Source organism: Kitasatospora sp. NPDC056731, assembly GCF_040687675.1.
Lineage (GTDB): Bacteria > Actinomycetota > Actinomycetes > Streptomycetales > Streptomycetaceae > Kitasatospora.
On the sequence record NZ_JBFBNR010000051.1, the window covers coordinates 1 to 20,302 of the forward strand.

A 20,302-nucleotide genomic window follows, 5' to 3' on the forward strand; every position below is an offset into this window, starting at 1 on the left:
CATCGCGACGATCCTGGTCATGGAGGGCGGCTGCACGTGCTCCTTCCGGGCGAGCTCACCCGGTGTCGCCTTTCCGCATCTGGCGAGGGTGCCGAGCACCCCCATCTCGGTGGGGCTCAGCGACTCCTCGACCCGCTGGTGTTTGAGTCGACGGGAGAGGCGCATCGTGGACGATCGCAGCTGATTGATCGCTGCGAGGTCCTGCTCGGACATCTCGGGCATGTTCTTTAGCTTACGTCATTACTCTCGCTAAGGAAAATGCGTTCCCATTCCACCCCGCCGGCCCCGTCCGTTCACCGCGCGCCGGAAGATCGGCTCGGTGCGATGCTGGTGCTGGGTCTCGAATGATCTCGACTGGAAGGGCCGACCAGACATGTCCGACCTCGCCGCCGACCCCGCCTCCGGCCTCGCCTCCGGCCTCACCGCCGCGCCGGACGACACCGGCTTCGCTCGCCTCGCCATGGTCACCATCGACTGCGCCGACCCGATCGCGCTGGCCGGGTTCTACGGCGAGCTGCTGGGCTGGGAGAGCCGCCACCTGGACGAGCAGTTCGCGATCCTGGACAACCCGGAGGGCGGCAGCCCGCTGGGCTTCGGCCGGGTCTCGGGCTACCGGCCGGAGCCGTGGACGGAGCCGGACGGCGGCAAGCACTTCCACCTGGACTTCTACGTGGACGACCTGGACGAGGCCATCGCGAAGGCGCTCGCACTCGGCGCGACCGAGCCGACGTACCAGCACGGCCGGACGCTCAAGGTGCTGATCGACCCGGCCGGCCACCCGTTCGGGCTAGCCCCGCTGGAGTGACGAACCCGGAGCGACGAGCCCGAGGTGACGAACCCGGAGTAACGGACGAACCGACCGGGCGCCGTGCGCAGGCGGTGTCAGGAGTTGGTGCCAAGATCATGCAGGCCGCGTAAAGGTCCATCCTGACCTGGGACTTCACGAAAAGCGCGAACCTTGTGCGACCGTCCGGTAGTGACTACTGTCCCCCGTTGTCAGGGGCACCACACGCCAGGTCTCCCTTCGGCGGCGCCGTTCCCGCGCCCGTTGCCGCGTTCCTTCCCGACCATCCGTGTCCGCCCGAGGCCTGGCGCCCTTCCTCCCCCGCATCCGTCCTGGGAGCTCTCTTGGGTGAGATCCATCATGCCGACCACGGCTGGGTGACACCGGCGGTCTCGTACTTCGTCGCCTGCCTCGGCGCCTTCGTCGCCCTGCGCAGCGCCCGCTGGGCACTCGTCTCGCAGGGCCGGACCAGGGCGGTCTGGCTGCTCTTCGCCTCGACCTCGCTCGGCGCCGGGATCTGGTCCATGCACTTCATCGCGATGCTCGGCTTCTCCGTCACCGGGGTCGAGATCAGCTACCGGCCCGGGCTGACCGTGCTCAGCCTGCTGGTCGCCATCGCCGTCGTCGGCATCGGCCTGTTCACCGTCGGGTACAGCCGCCGCCCCGTCCTGTCCCTGCTGGCCGGCGGGCTGACCACCGGCCTCGGGGTCGCGGCGATGCACTACCTCGGGATGGCCGCGATGGTCCTGCCCGGCCACCTCGACTACGACCGGCTCACGGTCTGGCTGTCCGTCGCCATCGCCGTGTTCGCGGCCACCGCCGCGCTCTGGGCCACCCTGAACATCCGCGGCACGCTCGCCGTCCTGGCGGCCGCGCCGGTCATGGGCGTGGCGGTGTGCGCGATGCACTACACCGGTATGGCGGCGCTCTCGGTGCGGCTCGACTTCTCGCACTCCACCCAAGGCGGCGTGATGGCGCTGCAGTTCATCTTCCCGCTCGGAGTCGGGCTCGGCTGCTACGTCTTCTTCGGCTCGCTGGCCTTCGCGGTCTCGCCGAGCCGCAGCACCACGCAGCCGCTCCTGCTCGGCCCGGCGGCCCCGCTGGTCCCGCGCCAGCGGCGCCAGCGGCGGCAGCGGGACGAGACCGGCGCCAGGCGCTGAGCCGGGCGGGGCCCCAAGGCCCCAGCCCCCAACCCCCCCAGTCCCCGAGGGCGTCCGCCCGGGTCCCCCACCCCGGCCGGACGCCCTCGGCTCACTCCGGTCGACGCCGCCCGCTCACTCCGGCCGCCCCAGCAGCCCGGTCAGGTGCGCGGGCGTGGCCACCGGGCAGACCTTGTGCACGAAGTCCCGCCGCAGCGCGTGGTACGGCTCGCCCGCCCGGTAGAAGTTGGCGTGCATCCGCCGCAGTTCCTCCGCCCGGTACTCGGCCAGCGGCTTCGCCTCCTCGTCGACGGACCGGCGGCGCTTCTTGTCGACCAGCCGCCCGGTGAGTTCGGGCGAGGCGCCGAGCGCGGCGGCCTCCCGGACCACCCAGCGCCGGAAGGCGGCCGCGTCCCCGCCGCAGGTGCGGTCCACCAGGCCGATCCGGCGGGCGTGTTCGGCGCCGACCGGCAGCGCCTCGGTGGTCAGCCGCGCGGCCTGCTCGTCACCGACCCGGCGCGGCAGGGTGTACGTCCAGTACTCGGAGCCGTAGAGGCCCATCAGCCGGTAGTGCGGGTTGAGCACCGCCGACTCCCGGCACCACACCTCGTCGGCGGCGAGGGCCGCCATCAGGCCGCCGGCCGCCGCGTTCCCGGCCAGGGCGGCGACGGTGAGCTTGTCGGTCGTGGTGAGGACCGCGTGGACCAGGTCGTCCATCGCGTTGATGTTCTCCCAGGACTCCAGCGCGGGGAAGGCCGCGCCCTCGATGACGTTGAGGTGGATCCCGTTGGAGTAGAAGTCCCGGGGCGCCCCGAGCACCAGCACCGAGGTGGGCCGGTCGGCGGCCTCGCGGTAGGCGGCGAGCAGCCGGCGGCACTGCCCGGTGCTCATCGCCCCGCCCGCGTAGGCGAATTCGAGGTAGCCGACGTCGCCCTCCTCGCGGTAGCGCAGCTCCGACCAGGTGTCCCGGCGGGCCGCCGAGGTCGGCGTCACCGGGACTTCGCGGACCCGGTGCAGCAGGCCGGCGAGCACCGTCGCGGCCGGCTGCTTGAAGGTGGCGGGCCCGCCCGGGGTGCGGCGCGGGCGCAGCTGGGGGATCCAGACCGCGCCGTCCACGGTGGCGCGGCAGATCGCGCCGTCGCGGGTGGCGAGCACGGCGCCGGGCACCGGGCCGCGCAGCTCGTCCTCGGGGTGGCCGCCGTGCAGGAAGTACTCGCGCCCGAACAGCTCGTCGAGCACGCCGGGTTGGGAGTCGGCGGCGCGGAGCTTGCGCAGCACGGTGGCGGTGTCGTCGGCGGCCCAGTCGATCCGGCGCGCGTCCTGCCGCAGGAGGGGCCGCAGCCTGCCGTGGACGTCCGGCCGGTCGTAGTCGAGCGGTTCGGGGGTGAACAGCCCGCCTTCGAAGCGCTGGACGGCGAGCAGGACGGCCTCGACGGCGGCGTCGGCGACCTCGCCCCGGTACAGCTCGCTCTTGCCGCAGTCGGTGACGGGGAACTCGACGGACGCCCAGATGTCGCCGGCGTCCATCTCCTCGACGGCCTGGAGGACGGTCACGCCCCAGCGGTCCACCCCCTCGGTGATCGCCCAGTCGAGCGAGGAGGGGCCGCGGTCGCCCTGGGGCCCGGGGTGCACGATCAGGACGGTCCGGGTGGACCAGATGTCCTGCGGGACGGCCTTGGTGAGCATCGGACAGATGATCAGTTCGGGGTCGGTACGGTCCACCGCCGTCCTCATCGCCTCGTCGCCGAGGGCGAGTTGGACGGCGACCTGGTGGCCGCGCCCGCGCAGCTCGGTGTGGACGCGCTGGGTCAGGCTGTTGAACGCGCTGGCGATCAGGAGAATGCGCAAGAGGGCCTCCGGACAGGGACTGGGGTCGCGCGCAGGCGATGAAACCAGGGCATGGACACGTAATGATTACGTTCTACGCCTTCCCGCCCGACCCTCACGCACTCCGCACACCTGTGCGCCCGGCGTGGCGTCCGCTTCGCCGGATCTCCCCAGCCCCTCCCCGGAGTTGACGGCAGCGACCGCCCGCCGACATCGACAGGCCCGGCCGCTCCCCGGCATTGACGGCCCCGGCCGCTCCCCGGCGTCGACGGCCCCGGCCGCTACCGCGGAAACGCCCGGCGGGCCCGCCAGGTGGTGTGCTCGCGGGACACCGCGTCCTCCGCCTCGGCGGCCATCCGGGCCCAGCGCGCCTCGGCGTCCGGCGTCTTGAGGTCGAGGTCGGAGAGCTGGTTGCCGACGTTCTCCAGTTCGCGCGCGGCCAGCTGGTAGGCGGCGGCCAGCGGGCGCAGCTGCTTGAGCTGGGTCCAGGCGATGACGGCGGCGGCCGCGGCCGAGCTGGCGCCGAAGACGTGCACCTGGAGGGCGCCGGTGGCCTGGGCGACGGCCGCCGCCGCGCCGATGATGATCAGCGCCGCGATGCCGAGCCCCCAGGACACCGCCTGCGTCTCGCACGCCTCGGCCCGGGCGCGGTACCAGGTGCGCTGGCCCTCGACCCGGGTGCGCAGGTAGAGCATGCGGCGGGTGGTCAGGCTGCCGGCCCGCATCCGCCGCATCTCCGGGGTGATCTCGGGGACGGTGCCGGGCGGCACGATCTCCGGGTCCTCGAAGGCCCGCAGCACGTCCTCGACCTGGAGCAGGTAGCCGCGGTCCACGTCCGCGGACTCCGCCTCGCCGTCGAACGGCCGGGCCCGGACGGTGTACTTCCAGGCCAGCGTCTTGACCGACTCGGCCGCCGCCCGGGCCTCGTACCAGCGCCCCTGCGGGTTGCTGCGGCGCAGCCGGGACCAGAAGTAGCCGGCGATCAGGAAGGCGCCCACCGAGTACAGCGGCACGCTGTCGAAGGAGCCGCGGTCCTTCGGCCCGGGGAACGAGCCGATCACGGCGGCGATCACCAGCATGGCGATCAGTCCGCGGTACCAGCGCAGCGTCTCGCGCTGGCCGTCCAGCGAGGCCTTGTCCGCCGTCCAGAACAGCTCCGGCAGCAGCTTCGCCTCGTCTCCCCCGGGCGGATCCTGTTGCACCATCAGTCGAGCCCCCTCCCCGTGTCCGTCCAGGCAGTATTCCCTCCGTCAACTTCGCTACACAGGCCCCTTTTTGACATTTTTCCCGCCCGGCCGGCGTTCGACCGGCCCCGAGGGCAACGGGCTCCGCGTCCACCGGGCCCCGGGCAACGACGGCGGCCCCGCCCTTCCCCGGGGGGAGAGGACGGGGCCGCCGGTGCAGCGGTACGGCGTCAGAGCAGGCCGAGGGCCGGCATCAGGTAGTAGAAGGCGAAGACGCCCGCCACCAGGTACAGCGGGACGGGCACGCTGCGCCCGCGCCCGGCGGCCAGGCGCAGGACGCAGAAGGCGATGAAGCCGAAGCCGATGCCGTTGGTGATGCTGTAGGTGAACGGCATCATCACGATCGTCAGGAAGGCCGGGATCGCGATGGTGTGGTCCGACCAGTCGATCTCCTTGATCGAGCCCGCCAGGATCAGGAAGCCGACGGTGACCAGGGCCGGGGTCGCGGCCTGGGCCGGGACCATGGTGGCGAGCGGCGTGAGGAAGAGCGCGACCACGAAGAGCAGGCCGGTGACGATCGAGGCGAAGCCGGTCCGGGCGCCCTCGCCGACACCGGCGGTGGACTCGACGAAGCAGGTGTTCGCGGAGGCGGAGGTGGCGCCGCCGGCCGCGGTGGCGATGCCGTCGACCATCAGGATCTTGTTGATGCCGGGCAGGTCGCCGTTCTCGTCGAGCAGGTGGGCCTCGTCGGCGACGCCGAGGATGGTGCCCATCGCGTCGAAGAAGCAGGACATCAGCACGGTGAAGACGAACAGCACGCCGGTCAGCACGCCGACCTTCTCGAAGCCGCCGAACAGGCTGACCTTGCCGACCAGGCCGAAGTCCGGGGCGGCGACCGGGTTGCCCGGCCAGGCCGGGACGGTCAGGCCCCACTTGAGCGCCGGGACGTCGACGAGCTTGTCGATCACCACGGCGAGCGCGGTGCTGACCACGATGCTGATCAGGATGGCGCCGGGCACCTTGCGGATCAGCAGGACGAGGGTGAGCAGCAGGCCGAACACGAAGATCAGCACCGGCCAGCCGAGCAGGTGCCCGCTGCCGCCGAGCTGCAGCGGGACGGTGGTGTGCGCCGCGTCCGGCATGCGGCTGACGAAGCCGGAGTCGACCAGGCCGACGAGGGCGATGAACAGGCCGATACCGATCGCGATGGCCTTGCGCAGCCCGAGCGGCACGGCGTTCATGACCCGCTCGCGCAGGCCGGTGGCGACCAGCAGCATGATCGCGAAGCCGGCCAGCACGACCATGCCCATGGCGTCCGGCCAGGTCATCTTGGGGGCGAGCTGGAGCGCCACGATGGTGTTGACGCCGAGGCCGGCGGCCAGGCCGATCGGGACGTTGCCGATCACGCCCATCAGCAGGGTGGTGAGACCCGCGGTGAGGGCGGTGGCGGTGACCAGCTGGGCGCTGTCCAGGTGGGCCCCGGTCATGTCCGTGGCGCTGCCCAGGATGATCGGGTTGAGCACCAGGATGTACGCCATGGTGAAGAAGGTGGCGACGCCGCCGCGGATCTCGCGCGGCAGGGTGGAGCCGCGCTCGCTGATCCGGAAGTAGCGGTCCAGGGCGCCGGCGGGGGGCTTGGGGGCGCTGGAGGCGGGTTCGGGCGACTCGGTGGTCGGCTGGACCACAGGCATGCGTGCGTCCTCTGTGGGGGAGCTGAGGAGGGGGGGAACGCCCGGGGCGACGGTGGCCGGGCGGGGAACTTTCAGTATGGTTTCCCGATCGCACACGCGCTATCTTCGCGCGTAGAAACCAGAGGGCCCCTACGGGTCTGCCGCCGCACCGTACGCTAGGCCCCATGCCCAAGACGCCGCTGCACCCCTCGCCCCCTCCGCTGGAGGCCAACGACGTCGCCATCGTCGGCGGCGGCACGGTGCTGTGGTTCGTCGCCTTTCTGGCCCTGCTCCCCTTCCAGAGCACCCTCTCCGACCACGGCCACGGCACCTGGCCGTGGATCTGCCTCTCCGGCGGCCTGCTCGGCCTGATCGGCCTCTGGTACTGCCGCGCCCGACGGGACGCCATCGCCCGCGACCGCGCCGCCGAGGCCGCGAACCGGGCGGCCGGAGACGACGGCCAGGACCCGGCCACCCAGTCGGACTGAATAGTCCTTTAGTAGCACGCACCGGACATAAGGCACCCGTAGAGTCGGTGCCATGACGCAGCCTGCCCACCCCGCGGAAGAGCAGCCCGGCGACGCCGACCGCCCCGACGGTGCGCACCCCCTCGGCCTGCTGCCCGGCCGACGCGGCGGGCTGACCTCCGCCGAGGTGGCCGAACGCGTCGCGCGCGGACAGGTCAACGACGTCCCCGTACGGTCCAGCCGCTCCGCCAAGGAGATCGTCCGGGCCAACGTCTTCACCCGCTTCAACGCGATCATCGGCGTGATGTTCGGGATCATCCTGATCGTCGGCCCGCTCCAGGACGGCCTGTTCGGCCTGGTCATCGTCGCCAACACGGCGATCGGCATCATCCAGGAGCTGCGCGCCAAGAAGACCCTGGACAGCCTGGCCCTGATCGGCGAGGCCCGCCCCGAGGTCCGCCGGGACGGCACCGTCGAACAGATCTCCGTCGCCGAGATCGTGCTCGACGACACGGTGCTGCTCGGCATCGGCGACAAGGTGATCGTCGACGGCGAGGTCACCGAGGCGGACGGCCTGGAGATCGACGAGTCGCTGCTCACCGGCGAGCCCGACCCCGTCCTCAAGCAGCCCGGCGACCAGGTCATGTCCGGCAGCTTCGTGGTGGCCGGCGCGGGCGCATTCACCGCCACCAGGGTCGGCCGCGAGGCGTACGCGGCGCAGCTCGCCGAGGAGGCCAGCCGGTTCACCCTGGTGAAGTCGGAGCTGCGCAGCGGCATCAACAGCATCCTGCGCTTCATCACCTACCTGCTGATCCCCACCGCCATCGGCCTGATCATCAGCCAGCTGGCCGTCGAGGGCCGCGACTGGCGCGAGGCCGTGCGCCGGATGGTGGCCGGGATCGTACCGATGGTCCCCGAGGGACTGGTCCTGCTGACCTCGGTCGCCTTCGCGATCGGCGTGATCCGGCTGGGCCGCAAGCAGTGCCTGGTCCAGGAGCTCCCGGCGATCGAGGGCCTGGCCCGGGTCGACACCGTCTGCCTGGACAAGACCGGCACCCTCACCGAGGGCGGCATGGACGTCGTCGACCTGCGGGTCCTCTCCGACGGCGAGCCCGGCGACCCCGACCCGGACACCATCAAGCACGCGCTCGGCGTGATGGCCGGCGCCGACGCCCGCCCCAACCCCTCCATGCAGGCGGTCATCGACGCCTACGGGCGCGGCGACGGCGGCGCCCCGGGGGCCGGCGGCTCCCCGGCCGCCGACGGCTGGCGGGTGATCGAGGCGATGCCGTTCTCCTCCGCCCGCAAGTGGAGCGGCGTGCAGCTGCTGGAGCCGCAGGGCGGCGAGGCCAGCTGGCTGCTCGGCGCCCCCGACGTGCTGCTGCCCGCCGGGCACCCGGCGCTCACCGAGGTCGACGAGCTGGGCGCCAAGGGCCTGCGGGTGCTGCTGCTCGGCCGCACCCCCACCCCGCTGGACTCCCCCGACCCGGCCGACGGGCTCGCCCCGCTCGCCCTGGTGGTGCTCCAGCAGCGGCTGCGCCACGACGCCGCCGCCACCCTGCGCTACTTCGAGGGCCAGCAGGTGCAGGCCAAGGTCATCTCCGGCGACGCCGCGGTCTCGGTCGGCGCGGTCGCCAGTCATCTCGGTCTGCCCGGCGCCGACCACCCGCTGGACGCCCGGACGCTGCCCGCCGAACCGGACGCCCTCGCCGACACGGCCGAACGGACCACCGTCTTCGGCCGGGTCACCCCGCAGCAGAAGCGCCAGCTGGTCGCCGCCCTGCAGTCCCGCGGACACACCGTGGCGATGACCGGCGACGGCGTCAACGACGTGCTCGCGCTCAAGGACGCCGACATCGGCGTGGCGATGGGCACCGGCAGCGACGCCACCAAGGCGGTCGCCCAGATCGTGCTGCTCAACGACTCCTTCGCCACCCTGCCCTCGGTGGTCGCCGAGGGCCGCCGGGTGATCGGCAACATCGAGCGGGTCGCGGGCCTGTTCCTGGTGAAGACGGTCTACTCGGTCCTGCTGGCCCTGCTGGTGATCTTCACCCACTCGCCGTACCCGTTCCTGCCCCGGCACTCCACCGTGCTCTCCACCCTCACCATCGGCATCCCGGCCTTCTTCCTCGCCCTCGCCCCCAACAACGAGCGGGCCCGCACCGGCTTCGTGAAGCGCGTCCTGCGGCTCGCCGTGCCGGGCGGCGTCATCGCCGGCACCGGCACCTTCGTCGCCTACGCGCTGGCCCGCTCCGACCACGCGACCGACCTCAAGGCCGACACCAGCGTGGCCACCCTGACGCTCTTCCTGATCGCCATCTGGGTGCTCGCCATCGTCGCCCGCCCCTACAACTGGTGGCGCCTGCTGCTGATCGGCACCATGGGCGGCGCCTTCGCCCTGGTCCTGCTGGTGCCCTGGCTGGCGGAGTTCTTCCAGCTCTCGCTGGTCGGCACCCGCGACCCCCTGGTCGGCGTCGGCATCGCGGTGGTCTGCGGCCTGGCCCTGGAGATCGCCTGGCGCTTCATGAAGCGCCGCGTCGACTCCTGACCGGGGGCGGTGCCCCGGCCGCAGACACCTCTGGCGGTCCGCCCTCCCGGCCTGCATGATGGCCAGCAGGAACGGGGGTGCCGACATGGCCCACACGGGTGGGGAAACCGAGCGCGAGACCGGACAGGTGGAGGCGTTCACCGCCTTCCTGGCCGGCCTGCTGGCCGCCGGACTGACGGTCCTGGCCCTGGTGGGCGGCCGCTGGCTGACGAACGCCGGCGAGGTGACCGCCCCGGCGCTGCCGTGGGTGCCGACGGCCGTGAAGGCCCTGGTGGCGGCCGTCTGGCTGGCCACCACCACCGTCGTCTACCTGCGGCTCAAGCGCCGTGGGCGGGCCCGCTGAGCGCTCAGCCCTCGAAGTCCCGCGCCGCGGACAGCTCGTACGCCCGGTCCGGATCGGTGAGCACGGCCAGCACCTCGAACCGCCGGTGCCACTGCCCGACCGACCAGGCGAGCCCGGCCGCCAGGCCCTCCGGGGTGGCCGCGTGCAGCAGTCCGGGCACCGGCGGGAGCTCGAACTCGTCGTCCTCGTCGGCGGCCTCGGCCGCGTCCGGGTCGTAGGGCGCCTCCGGGGCGTCCGCCTCGACGTCCCAACGCCAGTCCACGGCGGCGTCGTCGCCGTCCGGGCCGACCACCAGCAGCTCCTCGTGCTCCTCGTAGGCGACCGGGCAGCCGGGCAGCAGCTCCCGCACCACGGCGGGGACCCGGTGCAGCACGCCCTCGGAGAGCACCCGCCCGCCCGCCACCTCGCTGGCGAGCGAGACGTGCAGCCGCTCGGCGAGGTCGGCGGCGAGCGCCGGGGCGACCGGCACCAGCGGGTACGGGTGCAGGAGCTGGACGAGGTCGGGTGCGTCGGCGACGACCGCCCTGGAGGAGTCGACGACCACCGTGTGGGCCGGCCGGCGGCCGGTGTCCGGGTCGAGCGGCGGCAGCGCCCGCACCACGTCGACCGGTTCGATCCGCTCGATCTCGACCCGGGCCAACGCGCTGTGCAGGCCGTGCAGTTGGCGGTGGCCGAGGTCGGAGGCCGGATCGGTGAGCCGGTCCAGCACCTCGTCCGGGCCGTGCGGTTCGGCGAGCAGCGCGGCCAGCGTGGTGCGCACCCCGAGCGCGTGCAGGAACTGCTCGTCCAGGGTCGTCCGGGCCTCGTCGTAGAGGCCGCGCAGCAGCGGGTCGGCACCGGCGGCGCGCAGTCCGGCGGGCTCGCGGCCGTCCAGCACCGGGTGGTCGCGCAGCCACCAGGCGGTGTACGGCGGCAGGTCGGTGTAGGAGCCGTCCGGCAGCAGGGTGCGGACGGGGTTGACGACGGCGTCCCGGTACGGCGGGCGGGAGAGCGCGGCGAGCGCCTCGGGCCAGGCGTCGTCGTCGACCAGGTCGAGGTCGCGGACGGCCAGCAGTTCGGCGGCCACCGGCGGGACGCCCGCGACGTCGTCGGCCTGCAGGGCTTCGAGGGCGTCCTCGGCCCAGTCGGCGAGGCCGTCGGGCGCCTCGTCGAGCAGCCCGGTGGGGTGGCCGCCGGCCGCGCGGTCGGCGGGCGCGGTGGGGTCGAGCCGTTCCAGGTCGTCCGGGTCGAGCACCACGTCCTCGGCGCGGACGAGGACGAAGTCGGCGAGCACGCCGACGGCGGTGAGCACCTCCGGGCCCCAGCGCTCCAGCAGCTCGTCGTCCACCCAGCCGGCGTCCTCCTCGCGGGCGAGGGCCGCGAACGGGCTGCCGGGCAGAACGAGTTCACCGGCGCGGGCGGGCTCGCCCTCGTCGTCGAGCAGGGCCAGCCGGGCCAGCCAGCGGTGCTCGCCGGCGGCCGGGCCGGCGACCTTGACCAACGCCAGGACGGCGTCCGCCAGTTCGAGCGCGGCCTCGACGTCGTCCTCGGCCACCTGGTAGGAGCGGGCGACGGCGGCCCGCACCTCGGGGGTGTCGAGCACCCCGGCCGGGGTGGCGGTGCCGGCGCCGAGCTTGGCGAGCAGCGGGTGGGCCGCCTCGGGGTGGGCGAGCCGCAGGTCGAGGGCGGCGAGCGCGTCGGCCAGCGACTCGGGGTAGCCGGGGAAGGCCGCCCAGTCGGCGTCCTCGGAGGGCAGCAGGACGCGCCGGGGCCCGGTGATGGTCCGGCCGTCGGCGAGCGGGACGGGCAGCGCGCCGAGCGCCTCCGGGTCGGCGGCGCCGAGCGCCGCGTACAGGTTGCGCCACCAGGCGGGCTCGCGGTCCAGGCCGCCGAGCTGGTCGACCACGTCGGCCAGCGGCACCCGGCGCACGTTCAGCACCCGCAGCTCGGTGCGGCGCTCCAGCCCGGCCGGCAACAGCCCGGGGAAGATCGGCGCCAGCGCCTCGACCACCGAGCCGTCCGCCCCCTCCAGCAGGGTGGCGTCCCGGGGGCGCAGCGCGGGCGTGCCCGCCTCGACCGGCGCCGGGTGCGGCAGGAACGGCGTGCCGGGCAGCCGGGAGAGGACGGCCGCGCGGAGCGCGTTGTCGAGCGCGCCCTGGCCGAGCGGGCCGGGGACGAGACCGAGCGAGCCGAGGTCGGCGCCGCGGGCGCGCAGCAGGTCGGCGTAGCTGTCGGCGGCGCGCTCGGTGAGGAAGTCGGCGAGCGCGCCGGGGGCGACGTGCCGGCGGGTGGAGTCCAGCGGGTAGGAGGCGATGAGCAGCGCGGGCAGGCCGATCGGCTCGTCGCTGGGGGTGGGCGCGTGCAGCACCGGCGCGATGCCGGGCGCCTGCGGGGTGCCGTCGGCGGCGACCGGGACGGCCCAGGTGACCGTCCAGTACGGGCGGGCGCGCTCCTCGGTGGGGCGGTCGGCGAGCAGCTCGGCGGCCAGGGTGCCGGTGGCGCCGGCGGTCTGCCAGCGGGTCCGCCGCGGCCGGCCGTCCGCGTCGTCGGTGACGGTGACCTCGGTGACGCCGTCCGGGCGGGGCTCGGCGGCGGCGCGGGTGAGCGTCCGGGTGCCCTCCGGGGTCTCCACCACGACCTCGGCGAGGCCGGGCAGGGTGAGCAGCAGCGCGTCGTCGATGCCGGCGAGCAGACGGCGGGTCAGGTCCTCGGCGGCGGCGTCCCGCAGCGGCAGCACGACCACCGTGTCGTAGCCCTCGGGGGCCGGGCCCTCGGCGGCGAACGGCAGCCGCAGCAGCGGCACGTGGCCGTCCCGGCGGCGCAGTTCCTCGGCCAGCGCGGGCTGCGCCTGGGCCAGCGAGCGGGCCTCGCCGAGCGACCAGCGCACCCCGCCGGCGGCGCCGAGCACGGCGGGCTCGTCGGTGACGGCGAGCACGGCGGCGAAGCCGACGCCGAACCGGCCGACGGCGGGCGTCTCACCGCGCTTGGAGGAGGCGCGCAGGGTGGACAGCGACTCGACGGCGGCCGCGTCCAGCGGGGCCCCGGTGTTGGCGGCGGCGAGCACGCCGTCGGCGAGGGTGAGCCGCAGCCGGCCGGGACCGTGCCCGGCCCGGACCGCGGCGTCGGCCGCGTTCTGCGCCAACTCGACGACCAGGCGGTCGCGGTAGCCGCCGAGCGCGAGTTCCTCCTCGGCGTTGGCGTCCTCCCGGAACCGGGCCGGCGAGGCGGCCCAGGCGTCCAGCACCCGCCGGCGCAGCGCGGCGCTCCCGAAGGGGTCCGCGAGGTGCTCGTCCGTGCTGCTGCCGATGATCCGAGGTTCCACTGGACCTGCCGCCTTCCGCCGCCCTGTACTTCGTACGGGGGGCATTCTCCCCCGCCCCGGCCGCTGCTCCGGACCGCGCCCCCGCCGCCGGGCGCCCGCAGGGCCCCCACCCGCACGAACGCCACGGCCCGCCCCACCGGTTCGGTGGAGCGGGCCGCAACACACTTCGTCAGGAGTGCCCGAGCTCCTCCGCCGGGGTGTCCGGCTCGACCGAGCCGGAGGTGCGGTCCGGGTGCAGCTGCATCGGCTCGACCACCAGCTCGTCCAGGATCAGCTCGGACGGCGCCGGCGGGGCCGGGATGACGGCCGCCTCGGAGTGCCCGCCGCAGCCGTACGCGAAGGAGACGATCTGCCCGTCCGCCGGCCCGAACTCGTTGCCGCACACGCCGAAGGCCTGTCCGAGCGAGCCGCCGATCGGGATCAGGAAGCCGCAGCTGCCGCACGCGGCGGGCGCGGCCTGCGCCATCGGCGTCTGCGAGCCGTGCGCCTTCTCCCAGCGGTCGGCGGCCAGGTGCAGGCCGAGCCGGGAGAGCACCCGGCTGCGGCCCATGCCGAGCTCCTCGGCGACGGCGTTGATCCGGGCCCGGGCCGGGGCGGGCTGGATGCCCGGGTCGGTGATGACCACGTCCTCCTCGGCCGCGAGGGCGACCGCGGAGTTCGGGGCGGGCTCGTCCTCGCCGCTCCAGCCGGGCTCCAGGCGCGCGTCGTCGGCGTCGGTGGGCAGCAGGTCGCCCGGGCCCATGTCACCGGGGCGCAGCCGCTCGCTCCACGGCACCCACTGGGGGGCGAGGACGGCGTCGGCGCCGGGCAGCAGGACGACCTCGTCGAGGGTGACGTTCTTCGCCCGCGGGGCGCGGGCGACGGTGACCGCCCAATGCCAGCCACGGTAGGCGGCGTCCAGGCACTCGAAGGTGTGGGTGACGACGCGGTCGGCGTCCGCCTGGGCGCCGAGATGTGGTCCGACGGTCTCCGGGCCGACGGCCTCCTCGGCCGCCTTCCGGGCGAGTTCGACGGCCTCGGCACAGAGCCGATCGGGGGTACGGCTTCGCATCGCAGCACTCACGGCGTCGATTCTCTCCCAGTTCTTCTGTCGCCCACGGCGTGTTGCCTGTTCCGTCGCGGCTCGATAGTCCCTTGTCCATTCTGCGCGACCAGGGGCCGCCGCGGATACCGGCCGCGCCGCTCGTCCGGGCCTGCCGGCGCCCCGGCGCTCGGCGCGCGGCCCTTGGGCAGGCTACCCGCCGGTCGGCGCCCCAGCACAGTCCGGGGCGGTGGCGGCCGTTCCGGGGCCGCGCCGAGGGGGGTGGATTCCCGCGTCACTGCGGCGATTCTGGGGCAGGATGGGCATGTGGCGGACGAGGACCCGTCGCAGCACGCACTGCACGCCTCGCAGGCCGGCAGCCCCGACCAGGCGGACGCCGTGCCGCGACAGCAGTCTCCGGCCCCCGCTGCGGGCGAACCGCAGCCGGGGGGCGATTTCGAGTCGCCCGCCGCCCCCGTGAGCCTCGTCAAGACCGGCGCCGCGACCGCCACCGTGGCCGGCACCGGCGCGGACCCGGCCGTCCACGCCCGGCAGCTCACCGTCCTGGACGGGGGCCCTGGCGAGGAGGACCCCGAGCCGAGCCGCAACCTCCTGGTCCGGACCGCCTCCGCCGCCGGCGCCCGCACCGGCCGGGTGGTGCACGGCACCGGCCGCCGGATCCGCAAGGCCACCTCCGCGGAGGGCGCGGGCGAGTCCGGCCTGGCGAAACTGATCGAACTGCACGCGCTGAACTCCTTCGGCGACATGCTGATCACCGTCGCGCTGGCCTCGACCATCTTCTTCTCCGTGCCCACCGGCGAGGCCCGCGGCCGAGTGTCGCTGTACCTGCTGATCACGATGGCCCCGTTCGCCCTGCTGGCCCCGGTGATCGGCCCGCTGCTGGACCGGCTGCCGCACGGCCGCCGGGCGGCGATGGCGATGTCGATGCTGGCCCGGGCGGTGCTGGCCTGGACGATGGCCGGGGTGATCACCGGCGGCGGTCTGGCACTGTACCCGGAGGCGCTGGGCGTGCTGGTGGCGTCCAAGGCGTACGGGGTGGTGCGCAGCGTGGTGGTGCCGCGGCTGCTGCCGAGCCGGCTGTCGCTGGTGAAGGCGAACTCCCGGGTCACCCTGGCCGGGCTGCTGGCCACCGGGGTGGCGGCCGGGGTGGGCGGTCTGCTGCACCTGATCGGGCCGGGCTGGCCGCTGCGCGGCGCGTTCCTGGTCTTCGTGATCGGCACCCTGATGGCCTTCCACCTGCCGCACGCGGTGGACTCCGCCAAGGGCGAACAGCGCGCACTGCTGCACGCCGAGATGCACGGCGAGCGGGCGCCGGAGGACGCCAGGGCCCCGAAGGCCTCGCTGCGCACCGTCGGCCCGTCGGTGATCCTGGCGCTGCGGGCGATGTCGGCGCTGCGCTGGCTGGTCGGCTTCCTGGTGATGTTCCTGGCGTTCCTGCTGCGCGACGAGCCGATCGGGGGCCTGCGGCCGACGCTGGCACTGGGCCTGGTGGCGCTGGCGGCGGGGACGGGCAACGCGCTGGGTTCGGTGCTGGGCTCCTGGCTGCGCACCCGGGGCCCGGAGGCGACGGTCACCGCGATGCTGCTGCTGGCGACCGGCGCGACGGCTGCGGCCGCGCTCTGGTACGGCGTGGTGACGGTGGTCCTGGTCGCCGGCGTGGCCGGGGTTGCGGCCTCGCTGGGCAAGCTGTCGCTGGACGCGCTGATCCAGCGGGACGTCCCGGAGGCGGTGCGGACCTCGGCGTTCGCGCGGTCGGAGACGCTGCTCCAGCTGTCCTGGGTGGCCGGCGGCGCGGTCGGCATCCTGCTGCCGCTGAACGGCGTGCTGGGTCTGTCGGTGGCCGCCGGGGTGGTGGGCCTGATGCTGCTGTGGACGGTCCGCACGCTGTTCCGGGTGGGCCTGCGGCGGCGCCCGGCGGCGCCCAGGGTGGCCTGAACCGGCCACGGGCAACACGCGGTGGCCGACCCCCGCGTAGCGTGATCGGCGAAGCCCGGTAGATTCTGACGCATGAGCCTCAATACCCGTGCCATCGCCGCCCTCGGCGCCGTCGTCGTGGTCGGTGCTGCCACGGTCGGCACGTCCGTCGCCATCGCGAGCGGCCAGACCGAGCACAGCTCCCACCGCGCGACCCTCACGGTCGGCAACTCCTCGATCGTCGCGGACCCGCTGTGCTTCAACGGCGGCAGCCCGATCACGGAGGACCTGCAGCAGGAGTGCCAGCAGAAGGCCACCCAGGCCCTCGCGGAGGGCACCCTCCCGACCTCCGACGTCGTGGTGAGCGACCGGGTCGGCGTCGGCGTCTCCCCGAACGTGGCCGACAAGGGCTGGTGGGCCTTCACCAACGGCGGCTCGCAGGGCCAGGGCGGGCGCTTCAGCCTGTTCTCCTACGCCAAGGGCCCGACCTTCTCCGGCTCCCAGCCGGCGAGCCAGGTGCTGAACGCCTCCGGCAAGACCCTGGTCACCGTGGTCGAGGGCGACAAGAACTCGGACAACCCGGTCGCCGTCTGGTACTTCCAGCTGAACACCCAGGACAGCTGACGTTCCCGCGATGACCGCACACGCCGTCGCGGACGAGCGCAGCGAGCAGTCGGGCCCCGACCGGGCCCGACTGCTCGTCGTCGTCGCGGTGCCCGCCGAGGCCGAGGCCGTCCTGCGCGGCCTGCCCGGCCCGGTCACCGTGCTGCCGCTGCCCGGCGGTGCGCTGCACCGGGCCGCGGGCGCCCCGGTGGACGTCCTGGCGGGCGGGGTCGGCCCGGCGGCCGCCGCGGCCGCCGCCTCCGCCGCGCTGGGCGCGCAGCCGGCCTCGGGGGGCCGCTACGGCCTGGTCGTCTCGGCCGGGATCGCCGGCGGGTTCGCCCCGCACGCCCCGGTCGGCACCACCGTGCTGGCCGACGCGATCGTCACCGCCGACCTCGGCGCCGAGACCCCCGAGGGCTTCGCCGACGTCACCGAACTGGGCTTCGGCACCGTCCGGCACACCCCTCCCCCGGCCGCCGTCGCGCTGGCCGCCCGGGCCCTGGGCGCCGCCACCGGCCCGGTGCTGACCGTCTCCACCGTCACCGGCAGCGCCGAACGGGCCGCCGCACTGGCCGCCCGCCACCCGGGCGCCCTGGCCGAGGCGATGGAGGGCTTCGGCGTGGCCGAGGCCGCCGCCCGGTACGGCGTGCCGGTGCTCGAACTACGGACCGTCTCCAACCCGGTCGGCCCGCGCGACCGGGCCGCCTGGCGGATCGGCGAGGCGCTGGCCGCCCTGGAGCGGGCCTTCGCCGCGCTGCCCGTCCACGAACTGATCGAGGAGGCCGGCCGTGGCTGAACGGCTGAGCATCGCGTACTCGCCCTGCCCGAACGACACCTTCGTCTTCCACGCCTGGGCGCACGGCCTGGTGCCCGGGGCGGACGCCCCCGAGGTGACCTTCGCGGACATCGACGTCACCAACGGCCTGGCCGAGCGCGGCGAACTGGACGTCCTGAAGATCAGCTACGGCGCGCTGCCCTGGGTCCTGGACGAGTACACCCTGCTGCCCTGCGGCGGCGCGCTCGGGCGCGGCTGCGGCCCGCTGGTGCTCACCCGGCCGGGCACGGACGCCCCCGCGGACCTCACCGGGAAGACGGTGGCGGTGCCGTCCGAGCGCTCCACCGCCTACCTGCTGTTCCGGCTCTGGGCCGCGAAGGCGGTGCCGGGCGGCTTCGGCGAGATCGTCGTCCTGCCGTTCCACGAGATCATGCCCGCCGTCCGGGACGGCCGGGTGGACGCCGGCCTGGTGATCCACGAGGCCCGGTTCACGTACCGGCAGTACGGCCTGCACAGCCTGGCCGACATGGGCGAGGCCTGGGAGCAGGAGACCGGCCTGCCGATCCCGCTCGGCGCGATCGTCGCCCGGCGCTCGCTCGGCGCCGAACGGCTGCGCGCGCTCACCGACGCCGTCCGCGCCTCCGTCCGGCAGGCCTGGGCGGACCCGGGCGCCAGCCGGGAGTACGTGCTGGCGCACGCCCAGGAGATGGACCCGGCCGTCGCCGACCAGCACATCGCCCTGTACGTGAACGAGTTCACCGCGGACCTCGGCGAGGAGGGCTATGCGGCCGTCCGCGCGCTGCTCACCCGGGCCGCCGCGGAGGGGCTGGTGCCCCCGCTCGACCCGGGTGCGCTGGCGCTCTGATCCCCCTCGGTCAGACGTCGAACTGGTCGGCCACCGCGCGCAGCAGGCCGGCCAGCTTCTGGCCGGTCGCCTTGGCCGGGTAGCGACCGTGCTGGAGGCCCGGCAGCACCGCGTCCAGCGTGGTGATCAGGTCCTGGACGATCGGCGCCATGTCGTCGGCGCTCTTGCGCTGGGCGGCGGCCACCGACGGCAGTGCGTCCAGCAGTTGCACGGCCATCGCCTGGTCGCCGCGGTGGCCGGCGACCACGCCGAACTCGACCCGCTGGCCCGGCTTCAGCACGGTGACACCGGCGGGCAGCGCCTTGGTGTGGACGAAGACGTCGCCGCCGTCGTCGCGTGACAGGAAGCCGAAGCCCTTCGTCTCGTTGAACCACTTGACCTGGCCGGTGGGCATCTCGACAGTCCTCGAATGGGTGTGAGGGATCCCGGCCCTGGCCGGGGATCACTGGGTGGTGGGGAAGGCAGCCGACCTCGGCTCGGCGCCCGCGGGCGCTCATGGTCAGCACGCTGTCAGGAGCAGACTAACGGTCCGTCACTGCCTCATCCGCGTTCCGCGAAAGATCCGCGTTCCAAGGCCCGTTGGGGGCGGTACGGGCGCGGCGTTCTCGCGATCACGGGCGACCCGGTACTGGCACAGCCGGGGCGCGGCTCAGCACGGTCCATCGGCTCACACCCCCGGGTCTGAGGAAACGGGGCGCACGTGTCGCACCCCTCGGCACCCCCTGCATACCCCCGCCCAGCAGGGATCAAAACGTTCAGCTTCCGAGAAACTGCGCAACGTGACCGGACCGCTCCGGTGGCGGGGGCCGGCGGCCGCTCTGCCAGACTGGACCGACCGCCCGACCAGCCCCGAGGAGCGAGCAGACGTGAGCAGCCAGAGCGCCGACCCCGGCGACGTGTACGTCAAGGCCGGGACAATCGTCTTCGGTCTGGGCGCGCTCGCCACCCTGGTCACCTTCGTCCCGCTGTTCCTGCACCTGACGCCGCTGCCGACGGCCGCGTACTGGCTGAGCATGCTGATGCCGGCGGGCTTCCTGGCCGCGCTGACCGGGCTGTTCCTGAACGCGCGGGCCCAGCGCCGCCGGGTGGAGTCCGCGGCCGCGTCCTAGAACGCGGCCCCGGGACCCGGCCCCAGGGCGTGCCCCGGGGCCGCGGCTCAGCCGGCCAGGTGGGCGTCGAGCCAGGCCGGGAACCCGGTGAGGTCCGCCAGCACCACGTCCGCCCCGGCCGCGCGCAGTTCGTCCGCGCTGTACGGGCCGGTGGCCACGCACACCGCGACGGCGTCCGCGTGCCGGGCGCCCCGGATGTCGCCGAGGTGGTCGCCGACGTAGACGCTCGCGCCGTACTCGCGCAGCGCCTCGCCCTTGGTCTCCGCCCAGAGGTCGCCGACCAGCGCGTCCGCGTGCAGCCCGGCGTGCTCCAGGTGCAGGCGGGCGTTCGGCTCGTACTTGCCGGTGATCACCGCGACCCGGCCGCCGTGGTCGCGGACCGCCTCGACGGCGGCGTGCGCGCCGGGGAGGGCGACGGTCGGGGCGAAGGCGAGGTCGCGGTAGAGCTCGCGGTAGCGGGTCGCGGCGCGCTCCACCTCGTCCTCCGGGAACCAGTTGCGGATCTCGTCCAGCAGCGGCGGGCCGAGCCGGGTGACCACCAGATCGGCGTCGATGCGGGCGCCGGTCTCGGCCGCGAGCGCCAGGTAGGTGGCGTGGATCCCCGGCCGGGTGTCCAGCAGCGTCATGTCGAGGTCGAAGCCGACGGTGAGCGGGGCGGTGCGGGTCTCGGGCATGCCGCCAGGCTATCCAACGGGCGGTTCGGGGGGCCGGGGCAATTTGCCCCGGCTTCC

Annotated in this window: 17 protein-coding genes and 1 pseudogene; 10 read left to right on the plus strand and 8 right to left on the minus strand. The window is 74.4% G+C overall.

The window, feature by feature from the left end; all coding sequences use genetic code 11:
- A pseudogene (locus AB0R04_RS33185) lies at positions 1-222 on the minus strand (MarR family transcriptional regulator); the annotation flags it as partial.
- 151 nt (positions 223-373) lie between these two features.
- Between AB0R04_RS33185 and AB0R04_RS33190 the strand changes: the two are divergent.
- Together AB0R04_RS33190 and AB0R04_RS33195 are read left to right on the plus strand one after the other, a co-directional pair.
- Complete coding sequence (locus AB0R04_RS33190; protein WP_363377321.1) at positions 374-805, plus strand: VOC family protein; 432 nt, start codon at positions 374-376, stop codon at positions 803-805.
- Positions 806-1,128: 323 nt separating this feature from the next.
- On the plus strand, positions 1,129-1,944 hold the full coding sequence (locus AB0R04_RS33195; RefSeq protein ID WP_363377322.1) for an MHYT domain-containing protein: 816 nt from the start codon (positions 1,129-1,131) through the stop codon (positions 1,942-1,944).
- 114 nt (positions 1,945-2,058) lie between these two features.
- Here the strand turns inward: AB0R04_RS33195 and AB0R04_RS33200 are convergent, their stop codons facing one another.
- From AB0R04_RS33200 to AB0R04_RS33210, 3 genes are all read right to left on the minus strand, one after another.
- The gene (locus AB0R04_RS33200) at positions 2,059-3,771 is read right to left on the minus strand and encodes a hydrogenase maturation protein (RefSeq protein ID WP_363377323.1); all 1,713 of its coding nucleotides are present in this window, start codon (positions 3,769-3,771) and stop codon (positions 2,059-2,061) included.
- A gap of 260 nt (positions 3,772-4,031) precedes the next feature.
- Positions 4,032-4,955 carry a DUF4231 domain-containing protein gene (locus AB0R04_RS33205; protein ID WP_063348198.1) on the minus strand — a complete coding sequence of 308 codons (924 nt, stop codon included), beginning with the start codon at positions 4,953-4,955 and terminating at the stop codon, positions 4,032-4,034.
- 209 nt (positions 4,956-5,164) lie between these two features.
- Positions 5,165-6,625: an NCS2 family permease gene (locus tag AB0R04_RS33210; protein WP_363377324.1), complete on the minus strand. Its 1,461-nt coding sequence runs from the start codon at positions 6,623-6,625 to the stop codon at positions 5,165-5,167.
- A 164-nt stretch (positions 6,626-6,789) separates the two neighbouring features.
- Between AB0R04_RS33210 and AB0R04_RS33215 the strand changes: the two genes are divergently transcribed.
- From AB0R04_RS33215 to AB0R04_RS33225, 3 genes are all read left to right on the plus strand, one after another.
- Positions 6,790-7,092 carry a DUF2530 domain-containing protein gene (locus tag AB0R04_RS33215; RefSeq protein WP_363377325.1) on the plus strand — a complete coding sequence of 101 codons (303 nt, stop codon included), beginning with the start codon at positions 6,790-6,792 and terminating at the stop codon, positions 7,090-7,092.
- A gap of 52 nt (positions 7,093-7,144) precedes the next feature.
- Positions 7,145-9,619, plus strand: a complete 2,475-nt coding sequence (locus tag AB0R04_RS33220; RefSeq protein ID WP_363377326.1) for an HAD-IC family P-type ATPase — start codon at positions 7,145-7,147, stop codon at positions 9,617-9,619.
- A gap of 85 nt (positions 9,620-9,704) precedes the next feature.
- Positions 9,705-9,962 carry a hypothetical protein gene (locus AB0R04_RS33225; RefSeq protein ID WP_363377327.1) on the plus strand — a complete coding sequence of 86 codons (258 nt, stop codon included), beginning with the start codon at positions 9,705-9,707 and terminating at the stop codon, positions 9,960-9,962.
- Between the two features lie 4 nt (positions 9,963-9,966).
- Here AB0R04_RS33225 and AB0R04_RS33230 read toward each other — a convergent pair whose 3' ends face one another.
- The gene (locus AB0R04_RS33230; RefSeq protein WP_079135690.1) at positions 9,967-13,263 is read right to left on the minus strand and encodes a molecular chaperone Hsp90; all 3,297 of its coding nucleotides are present in this window, start codon (positions 13,261-13,263) and stop codon (positions 9,967-9,969) included.
- A gap of 169 nt (positions 13,264-13,432) precedes the next feature.
- Positions 13,433-14,314, minus strand: a complete 882-nt coding sequence (locus tag AB0R04_RS33235) for a DUF3027 domain-containing protein (protein WP_363377328.1) — start codon at positions 14,312-14,314, stop codon at positions 13,433-13,435.
- 624 nt (positions 14,315-14,938) lie between these two features.
- Between AB0R04_RS33235 and AB0R04_RS33240 the strand changes: the two genes are divergently transcribed.
- From AB0R04_RS33240 to AB0R04_RS33255, 4 genes are all read left to right on the plus strand, one after another.
- Entirely contained in the window at positions 14,939-16,240 is a 1,302-nt protein-coding gene (locus tag AB0R04_RS33240) for an MFS transporter (protein ID WP_363377349.1), read from the plus strand.
- Between the two features lie 72 nt (positions 16,241-16,312).
- Positions 16,313-16,843: a hypothetical protein gene (locus AB0R04_RS33245; RefSeq protein WP_063348205.1), complete on the plus strand. Its 531-nt coding sequence runs from the start codon at positions 16,313-16,315 to the stop codon at positions 16,841-16,843.
- A 10-nt stretch (positions 16,844-16,853) separates the two neighbouring features.
- On the plus strand, positions 16,854-17,618 hold the full coding sequence (locus AB0R04_RS33250) for a futalosine hydrolase (protein WP_363377329.1): 765 nt from the start codon (positions 16,854-16,856) through the stop codon (positions 17,616-17,618).
- Entirely contained in the window at positions 17,611-18,462 is an 852-nt protein-coding gene (locus AB0R04_RS33255; RefSeq protein WP_363377330.1) for a 1,4-dihydroxy-6-naphthoate synthase, read from the plus strand. Before AB0R04_RS33250 ends, AB0R04_RS33255 begins: the two co-directional genes overlap by 8 nt.
- 10 nt (positions 18,463-18,472) lie before the next feature.
- On the opposite strand, the gene AB0R04_RS33260 is transcribed toward AB0R04_RS33255, so the two are convergent.
- Positions 18,473-18,856: a cold-shock protein gene (locus AB0R04_RS33260; protein ID WP_063348207.1), complete on the minus strand. Its 384-nt coding sequence runs from the start codon at positions 18,854-18,856 to the stop codon at positions 18,473-18,475.
- A 472-nt stretch (positions 18,857-19,328) separates the two neighbouring features.
- On the opposite strand from AB0R04_RS33260, the gene AB0R04_RS33265 reads away from it, so the two are divergent.
- Positions 19,329-19,571 (plus strand): hypothetical protein, encoded by a 243-nt coding sequence (locus AB0R04_RS33265; protein ID WP_063348208.1) that lies wholly within the window; start codon positions 19,329-19,331, stop codon positions 19,569-19,571.
- 47 nt (positions 19,572-19,618) lie between these two features.
- On the opposite strand, the gene AB0R04_RS33270 is transcribed toward AB0R04_RS33265, so the two are convergent.
- Positions 19,619-20,245, minus strand: a complete 627-nt coding sequence (locus AB0R04_RS33270; RefSeq protein WP_363377331.1) for an HAD family hydrolase — start codon at positions 20,243-20,245, stop codon at positions 19,619-19,621.
- Positions 20,246-20,302 lie beyond the last annotated feature (57 nt).